6 protein-coding genes and 6 pseudogenes are annotated in these 8,077 nt (G+C 58.2%); 7 read left to right on the forward strand and 5 right to left on the reverse strand.

The annotated features are described in order from the left end of the window. Positions 1-246 (reverse strand): co-chaperone GroES (locus NKJ12_RS31535; protein WP_352707605.1); only part of this gene is annotated, 246 nt, incomplete at its 3' end. A 235-nt stretch (positions 247-481) separates the two neighbouring features. Then, positions 482-619 (reverse strand): hypothetical protein, encoded by a 138-nt coding sequence (locus NKJ12_RS31540; protein ID WP_352707606.1) that lies wholly within the window; start codon positions 617-619, stop codon positions 482-484. Positions 620-644: 25 nt separating this feature from the next. Here NKJ12_RS31540 and NKJ12_RS31545 point away from each other — a divergent pair. The 4 genes and pseudogenes from NKJ12_RS31545 to NKJ12_RS31560 all read left to right on the forward strand — a co-directional run. Next, positions 645-821: pseudogene (locus tag NKJ12_RS31545) on the forward strand (transposase); the annotation flags it as partial. Between the two features lie 5 nt (positions 822-826). Next, a pseudogene (locus NKJ12_RS31550) lies at positions 827-1,095 on the forward strand (hypothetical protein); the annotation flags it as partial. A 43-nt stretch (positions 1,096-1,138) separates the two neighbouring features. Next, the gene (locus NKJ12_RS31555) at positions 1,139-2,779 is read left to right on the forward strand and encodes an MFS transporter (protein ID WP_352508245.1); all 1,641 of its coding nucleotides are present in this window, start codon (positions 1,139-1,141) and stop codon (positions 2,777-2,779) included. A gap of 378 nt (positions 2,780-3,157) precedes the next feature. Then, positions 3,158-3,658 (forward strand): PhzF family phenazine biosynthesis protein, encoded by a 501-nt coding sequence (locus tag NKJ12_RS31560; protein WP_352707613.1) that lies wholly within the window; start codon positions 3,158-3,160, stop codon positions 3,656-3,658. Here NKJ12_RS31560 and NKJ12_RS31565 read toward each other — a convergent pair. Further along, positions 3,552-4,095: pseudogene (locus NKJ12_RS31565) on the reverse strand (sigma-54-dependent Fis family transcriptional regulator); the annotation flags it as partial. The gene NKJ12_RS31560 and the pseudogene NKJ12_RS31565 overlap by 107 nt on opposite strands. A 132-nt stretch (positions 4,096-4,227) precedes the next feature. On the opposite strand from NKJ12_RS31565, the gene NKJ12_RS31570 reads away from it, so the two are divergent. After that, on the forward strand, positions 4,228-5,259 hold the full coding sequence (locus NKJ12_RS31570; protein WP_352707609.1) for an IS110 family RNA-guided transposase: 1,032 nt from the start codon (positions 4,228-4,230) through the stop codon (positions 5,257-5,259). A gap of 293 nt (positions 5,260-5,552) precedes the next feature. Here NKJ12_RS31570 and NKJ12_RS32420 read toward each other — a convergent pair. After that, positions 5,553-5,773: pseudogene (locus NKJ12_RS32420) on the reverse strand (hypothetical protein). Continuing rightward, positions 5,755-6,360 (reverse strand): annotated as a pseudogene (locus tag NKJ12_RS31575) (transposase family protein); the annotation flags it as partial. The pseudogenes NKJ12_RS31575 and NKJ12_RS32420, both read right to left, overlap by 19 nt. A 50-nt stretch (positions 6,361-6,410) precedes the next feature. On the opposite strand from NKJ12_RS31575, the pseudogene NKJ12_RS31580 reads away from it, so the two are divergent. Further along, positions 6,411-6,912 (forward strand): annotated as a pseudogene (locus NKJ12_RS31580) (Tn3 family transposase); the annotation flags it as partial. A gap of 242 nt (positions 6,913-7,154) precedes the next feature. Next, positions 7,155-7,700 (forward strand): VOC family protein, encoded by a 546-nt coding sequence (locus NKJ12_RS31585; RefSeq protein WP_352707611.1) that lies wholly within the window; start codon positions 7,155-7,157, stop codon positions 7,698-7,700. Positions 7,701-8,077: the final 377 nt, after the last annotated feature.

Raw genomic sequence — 8,077 nt, forward strand, 5'->3', positions numbered from 1 at the left:
GCCATTGAGCTTGACTTCGGTGCCCGACCACTTGCCGAACAGGATGCGGTCGCCGGCCTTGACGTCCAGCGGGACGAGCTTGCCGACCTCGTCACGGGCGCCGGAACCGATGGCGATGATCTCGCCTTGCTGCGGCTTTTCCTTGGCGGTATCTGGGATGATGATCCCGCCGGCGGTCTTCGCTTCGGACTCGACGCGGCGAACGACCACGCGGTCATGCAGCGGCCGGAAATTCGACTTTGCCATTTTTGGATGTCCCTGGTGCTGTTGAACGGTTCTCCGTTGCCGGAGCGTGGTTAGCACTCGCCTGTGGCGAGTGCTAACGCGACCGTGAGATAGGTAGTAGGTTCGTACTAGTCAAGACGGAATAGGGACGGCCGAGGAGCAAAAGATTTGGAATCGGCGCGGAAGCAGCAGGCCTCTTTATGTCAGGAGAAAGCTCTTTCTGCATCTTTGCTGCCAGTAGCTCGTCCCCTCCGGCTCAAGACATCTCCGCCAGCGGCGCCTGCCTGGTGTGGCCGGAGGGGAAGGGCCTGAACGGCAGTTCGCCCAGTGACTTTTCGGCGAAGAGCGCCGCGCGGATATCCTCCGGGTCGGCGCGCATCAGGAAGCAGATCATGCTGCTCTGACCCCTGAAAACTGGACTGTTCGAAAGTGGAGCTTTCCGCGGTAGCGTCCCTTGGCGGGGAGGAGCGGAGAAGGCATCGAAGTTTTCGGACGCGCAGAAGGCGTTTATTTTGAAGTAGGGAGCAGACGGGATTCCTGTCGCGGAGATCTGTCGGCGGGCGGGAATCAGCCAGACGACCTACTTCAACTGGCGAGGTTGGCCGGACACGCCGCAGCCGGGGCGCGCGGCCGCAAAGGAGGCAGGAAATTCGCGCTCGCCAAGACGGATATTCGCCCCGCGCAGTCTGCTATGTGGCTCAATGCGACACTTCCGACCCCGATCTCTGCTAAGAACTCGGGATTGAGCGCGTCATCTTAAACCGATATGTCGGGCCCAAGGGTGAACTTAGAGCATGCGGAAGCGAGTGCTCGGTCATGCCTGAAAGTACTGACGCATTGCTCAACATCGTAAAGACTAAAAGGCAATAGTGGCAGCCGTGTTAAACAATCGGCTCCTCGAAGGTAAAAAAACGTGCAGCACGAAAATCCTCATCCGTCCGTTCCAACGACGCTCGCCCCGCTTCGGAACCAGGTATTTCGTTCGATCTGGATATCTACACAGATATCCAGCCTGGGATGGCTCGTGCAAACAGTCGCCATCAGTTGGCTCATGGTCACCATTTCGGCTTCGGATCTGTTGGTCGCGCTCGTGCAGGCCGCATCCACATTACCGGTATTCTTCCTGTCAATCCTCGCGGGAGCCATCGCCGACAACTTCAGCCGCCGATGGGTGATGTTTGCGGGGCACTGCTTGATAGCATTGGCATCAACGACGCTGATGGTTTCAGTGGGTCTGGGATTTGTCCATCCTTGGCTGATACTCGGATTGGGTTTCCTGGCTGGCTGCGGCTTCGCGTTAACTGATCCGGCCTGGCATGCGTCCGTGGGCGATATCCTCCACAAGCGCGACATTCCGGCTGCTGTGACACTTATGTCTGTCGGATACAACATTGTGCGCAGCGTTGGTCCGGCTTTGGGGGGCGTGATCCTGGCCTTCTTTGGACCGCTGGCCGCTTTCGCTTTGGCCGCGCTGAGTGATGTGGCGCCTCTAAGCGCAATATGGCGCACCAAATGGCAAGTTCGCTCTTCGCCTCTCCCTCGTGAGAGAATGACGATGGCGATTCATGACGGAGTGCGCTTCACGGTGATCTCCCTGGAGATCAGGTCGGCGATCGCCCGTGCAGCCCTTTTCGGCTTGGCAAGCATCTCCATCCTCGCGCTGCTGCCTCTCGTCGTCCGGGACAAGCTGGCAAGCGGGCCGATCGTCTACGGTATTCTGTTGGCCGGCTTCGGCATAGGCGCTTTCATCGCGGGCATGAGCAACGGCTTCCTGAGGCGGATCACGTCTCAAAACAGGCTGGTGGCGTTCGCCTCTGTCGCTTGCGCAGCATGTTGCCTTTCACTGGCACTGACCTCGTCGGTCGCTGTGGCAGCAATTTTTATGGCGCTCGGGGGCGCGGGTTGGCTGATCACCTGGACGGGCATTGACGTGTCGGTGCAGTTGGCAAGCCCAAGGTGGGTAGTCGGCCGCACGCTCTCGATCTACTACGCCTTGAGCGCTGGCGGTATGGCCGCCGGCAGCTGGATCTGGGGGTCCGTCGCGCAGAACTACTCCTTGACCTGGGCTTTGGAGGGTGCCGCGGGGGCTCTGTTGCTGGTTGCAGCAGCGGGGATACTGTTGCCGATACGTCCATGGGAAGAAACGGATCAGGAAAGTTCGGATTTTCCCGCACCCGAGCTGGCACTCGATCTGAAGCCAAGGAGTGGCCCGATCGTTGCCAAGGTCGACTATTTCATATCCGAGAAGAATATCGACGCCTTTCTCGGCTGCATGCGCACAAAGCGGCACGCTCTTAGCCGTGCCGGCGCACGAAACTGGACGCTCCAACGAAACCTTCAAACGCCTTCGGTTTGGACAGAGACATTCCGCACGCCCACCTGGATGGACTTTCTGCGTCTGAACCATCGGCTCACGGCCGCGGATAAGGAAGCAGACGAACATCTTCTCGCGCTGCATGATGGCGAACTTCCTCCGCACACAGTGCTTTCGATCGAACGAACGACCGAGGCAGCTCGTACCCGCTCAACAGTCTTTTCTCGTCCTCCGAGGTGACGTCGTGATGAGCTGTTAGCCGATGAACAGACGCGATCACCCCTGGGCTTTGGCCTGAACGCGCGCCAGTGAGCGTGACACGCACTAACGTTTGATCTCGAGCGTTGCTGGCGGGCTCATCTCGAACCTGCCCTGTTGGGCCGACCTCGCTGAAGCGAGGCAGGGCCATAACCGCGAGCTTCCCAGTATTTGAGTTCGTGTTGAAATGGTGCGCGTTCGACGGCTGGGCCTGCTTTGTCGGCGAAATGTCTGATTTGACTGGCTTAAGCCAATGCCGCTCGTACCACACAAAGGCTGTGGGAGAGGCCCTTGTTGCTGACCTATCAAATCGTTGATGTTTTCACGCGAACGCGGTTCGGCGGCAATCCGCTAGCAGTGGTGCTCGGTTCGGACAACTTGACAACTGATCAGATGCAGGCGGTTGCACCGGAGTTCAACTCCTCCGAGACGAGCTTTGTCTTGCAGCCGGCCGATGCGCACCACACGGCTCAGGTGCGTATCTTCACGCCGACGCTGGAGGTGCCGTTTGCGGGTCATCCGACTATCAGCGGGGCTTTTGTGCTGGCCGGTGCGGGCAACGGCGCCAAGGGGAAGAGTTTGTGTCCGAGGAGAAAGCCGGCTGGTTCATGTAGGCATCGTATGGGACGGTGTTCGCCAGCTGAAGACAGCCGAGGACCTGGTCGCCGAGAGCAGGGGTGCATCGTTGTGTCTCGACATACGCGGCCAAATGCATCGCCGCCAACGCCTCGATCCGGGTGTTGCGGCGCACGGGACGGGAAAAGCGCAGCACCCAATCGGAGTGCGTCTGCGCCATCAGATTGGCAAGCTCGATGCTTCGCGCGGAGGCCGTCACCAGATGCAGCGCCAGGTTCTGGCTGACCTTCGGTTGCGGGGAGCGAAGCAGGGAAATGTCCAGCACGGCAGCCAATCCGCCATTGGTGTCGAAGATCGGCGCGGCAGTGCAGGAGAGCGGCGTATGGGTCGTATCGAAATGGCCAGTCTGATGGATGGTCATCGCCTCGCCGGTGCTGATGCAGGAGCCGACGCCGCATGTTCCGGTGCGGCTTTCCGACCACTCGGAGCCGAGATAGAGCCCCGCCGAGCGCAATTGTCCATGAAGAGCGGATCGCCGAGGAAGTCGACGGTTACGCCCTTTGCGTTTGCCAGGAGCAATACAATACATAGTTCTGGCCCGCCACCTGCTTGAAAAGCGTTTCCAGGCCGCTACGGGCGATCGCGATCAGTCTTTCGGACTGCTCGCGATGTTCGCGAAGCTGTGTTTCGGGAACGATATAGGCTTCCGCGGGCCGGGCTGGGCCAGCCACGCGTCCTCCTCCCAGACAAGGCCTACTCGGCCCGAAGCTGATGAGGTGGAACGGCCCTTCTCAAACGGCATCGAATGCCTAACGTGGTCGTGTTGAAACGCCACAAAAAGGAAGGACCGCTCCATGGAGAAGATTACCACAGTCGGGCTTGATCTGGCCAAATCCGTTTTTCAAGTTCATGGCATAGCCGAAGAAGGACCCGTGATTGTACGCCGTACACTGCGTCGGTCGCAGGTTCTGGACTTCTTTCGCAAGTTGCAGCCTTGCCTCGTGGGTATGGAAGCTTGTGGCAGCGCGCATTATTGGGCTCGGGAAATTCAGGCCCTGGGTCATACGGTTCGGATGATGCCACCCGCGCACGTGAAGGCCTACCTCAAACGCAACAAAACCGATGCTGCAGACGCTGAAGCTATCTGCGAGGCAGTCACGCGGCCGACCATGCGCTATGTTCCGGTAAAAACACAGGACGAGCAGGCTGCCGGAATGGTGCTCAAAGCGCGAGATTTGCTTATCCGCCAGCGCACTCAAACAATCAATGCCCTGAGAGCTCATCTTGCCGAACTGGGCATTGTCAGGGCGACCGGTCTGGTCGGAATCGTCCGCCTTGCCGCCATAGTACGCGACGACAGTGACCTGAGATTGCCGGGTGCAGCGCGAATGGCTTTGGAAGAGCTCGTTGAGCAAATCGAGACCGTGACGGCACGCATTGAAAGGCTCGATCGAAAAATCCTTGAGGCTATAAGAAAAGATGACAACGCCCGACGCTTGACGGCGATCCCCGGCGTGGGTCCGATCATTGCGGCGACCGTCCGGGCAGTAGTCCCTGATCCTGCCGGCTTTAAAACCGGTCGGGACTTTGCTGCCTGGATTGGGTTGACACCACGCGCACATTCCAGCGGAGGAAAAGAACGGATCGGTTCGATCTCAAAGCGCGGAAACCAGCAATTGCGCACGCTGCTTGTCGCTGGAGCAACGTCGGTCCTCAAGCTCGCCCGTCGTGGCCTCCAGGCATCACCATGGATAGCGGCGATGATATTGCGCCGCCCGTTCAAGGTTGTCGCGGTCGCTCTCGCAAACAAGATCGCGCGCATCATCTGGGCTCTTCTCGTTCACGGCGATAACTATAGAGGAGCGAAGATGATCGCCCAAGCTTAGGTTTTAGAGCTTTCTGGCCAGTCGGTCGGAGAGGCAGGCAAGGTGCCAATTGTGATGACCCAACGGGACGACATCCCGAAGCAAATCAGACCGCAAAATCGCAGGCGCGTTACAGCGCGAGAAGCTGATTAGGCGATTTGCTCCGCGGATCTCATCGTGACCGTGGCTGCCAGAAAACAGGCCGGACATATGACTGCACCGTCCATATTTGGGAAATACATGAGGAAATATCTTGCCAAGCGGGCCGTTCCACATATGCGATTTTGGCCAACTTGCGGAACAATCGGAGAACTTCACGGCTTGCTCTCCTCGGGTTGGAGGAGCATGGCGACATTTTCGGGGGCAAATTTGAATCCTCTGCGGTCGGGAATTCGCTCAGCGGAGATCGAGTAGCGTGGCCGCTTTGGATCGATGCCGTGATCCGGAACCGTTCGCTTCCGGTGCGGAACTCGCGTCCGAAGTCCGAAGGGGCCAATCCGAATTGCTCTGCGAGAAGGGATGGTTCCGCAGCCACCTGGCTGCATTATCGACGCTGGGGTCGTCCAGAATGTCGACAACCGAGCGACGCTCGAGATCGACCATGATGGTCCCGTATCGTGTCGCGCGTCGCCAGCTCCAGTCATCGATGCCAACCACCCGGATCTCGGAGGCGCAGTGAGCAACCGCGGCATCACGCTTCAGTTGCCGCAGGATGGTGTCGTCGCTGACCGGCATGCCGAGCCGTTGCATGAGGCGCTCGCCAGGACGGCCGCCCGTGCTATGGCCGAGCAGGCCGACAATCTCCACGACCCTTGTCGTCCGGCGCGCATAAGGGGAAGCAACCGTCGGCAGTCGGTCGGTGAACGTTTGTCATTCACATTTCTCATGTGCGCATCGCCAGCGGCTCAGCAGGAGCCTCACCGTCACAGCCTTACCCTGGACCGGAAGGTCCTGAAGGCTGCGGCTGGACCACCCATGCCGATTTCGGCTTCGCCGTCCGCAATCGGGGCAAATGCCGATCGCTGGTCCGGCAGCGGAAACAACCCAACTGTCATCATCAGTGAGCTCGACGCCCAGAACTTTGACCCCTGGGCCGGGCGACCATTTTGATTTCGTTCGCATGCCCGCCCATTAGCGATCTTGCCGCTAACAGCCGATGAACCACACAAGGTGAGAGCCAACTCGCAAGGGCGCTGCGGGAACTGTGCAGGATCGAGCGATCCATATTCATGATTGAATGGTACTCAAGCCCGGCACGCTGCCAAGCCGGCCTCAACAAGGGCGAAGCAGCACACAAGCTCAAGCGCGCCGTGTTCTTCCATGAGCGAGGCGAAATCGCGATCGTTCGTTCGAGAGCCAGGCGTTCCGCGCATCCGGACTCAACCTCGTCGTCAGCGCGATCGTACACTGGAACACGGTCTATCTCGACCGCGCGGGCCACACAGTTGAAACGAGGGGGGCGAAACATTCCAGATAGCTGTTGAAGCATATCTCGCGCTGAGTTGGGAACATATCAACCTGACAGGCATCTACACCTGGGACACCGAGCATCAGATGCCCGAAGGCTTTCGAACCCTAAGGCTACCGACCCCAACCCGGCGAGCCATGAGTCCACAGGGATCGTATGCGCCGGTTTCCGCACTATGGCATAGTTCACGCTCTGTTCCCCGTTAGCGTACGAGATTTCGCACTGCTCTTGTTCTGCCCCCATTCTGTTGCTCCGAAATGATTTTTCCGCTTGGCATGTTACATGCTTGTCATCGACAAACGCGCTCACACTGAGCAGAAATTGTCCATGACCACACAAAAACGGACCATTCCGGTCTGCGAGGCTACTCATGTGTAATCAGGCTGTTAACAGCTTATGGCTCGATCGTTAAATTGGCTGCGTCCACCTAAACAGAAGGACTCAAAAAATGACTTATCCCGTGGGTTCGCCGTCGGATGGCTCTCTGAAAGAATCTATCGAAGCAAATGGCCATCATAATCCTCGATTTCATGGCATTGATCACATAGCTTTGGCGGTTCATAAACTAGACGACGCTATCGACCTGTTTCAAGATGTCCTTGGGTTTAAGCTTAGGCGGCGATTGCATATAAAAGGTAAGAAGACTGGGATGGTGTGTGCGGACATGGTTCGGAACGACATGTGCTTTGTGCTTTGCCAAGGCACAGAGCCAGAGTCGCAGGTGTCTCAACTTGTCCAAAACTACGGGGTTGGTCTAGCTCATGTTGCATTATCTGTCGACGATGTGTCGGCGGCGGTCAATACGCTTAGAGCGCGGGGATTGTCGTTCGACACGACTATTATTGAAGGACCTGGCCTAACACAAGCATTCTCTTCTCGATGCGCTAATACGGGGATAAGTTTTGAACTCATCCATCGGAACGGAGAGGAAGCATTTCTTGAAGACAACGTACAAGAGCTTTTCGAGCAACTTGAGCAGGCTGGAAAATACTGATCAAAGAGGTGTGGCCCCCCGGGTTTCGCGATCCGACTTCAGGCGCGCCCGCCGGCCTACCAGGGTCCCGCAAGACTGATCGAAGGTGGCATTCCAACTGGACGAAAGGAAAGCGTCACCTGATCTGCGCCAGGCACGGTGAGCTGCCACTGAACTTTCATTCAGCGGCGATCCCCGACCTGTTACGCCGTGGGCGCGGGTTGAGCAATCGGCGAGGACTTCGATCAGCGTACCTCCACCGCCCGGATCGCCACGGTATCACCTTTAGAGCTTTCTGGCCTGATCCTGGCATCGTCCTGTCCGACAACCCGCACGCGCGCGACAAACTCGAGCCTTCCTCAGATGCTTGCGTCCAATGTCCGACAATGTCGGACACT

Origin of the sequence: Mesorhizobium sp. M0195 (genome assembly GCF_040322115.1) — a bacterium.
In the GTDB taxonomy this organism is placed as follows: Bacteria; Pseudomonadota; Alphaproteobacteria; order Rhizobiales; family Rhizobiaceae; genus Mesorhizobium.

What these genes read in the sequence shown, in the direction of transcription:
- NKJ12_RS31540 (WP_352707606.1), bottom strand. Translation starts at nt 619, where the DNA reads ATGATCTGCTTCCTGATGCGCGCCGACCCGGAGGATATCCGCGCGGCG.
- NKJ12_RS31585 (WP_352707611.1), top strand. Translation starts at nt 7,155, where the DNA reads ATGACTTATCCCGTGGGTTCGCCGTCGGATGGCTCTCTGAAAGAATCT.
- NKJ12_RS31570 (WP_352707609.1), top strand. Translation starts at nt 4,228, where the DNA reads ATGGAGAAGATTACCACAGTCGGGCTTGATCTGGCCAAATCCGTTTTT.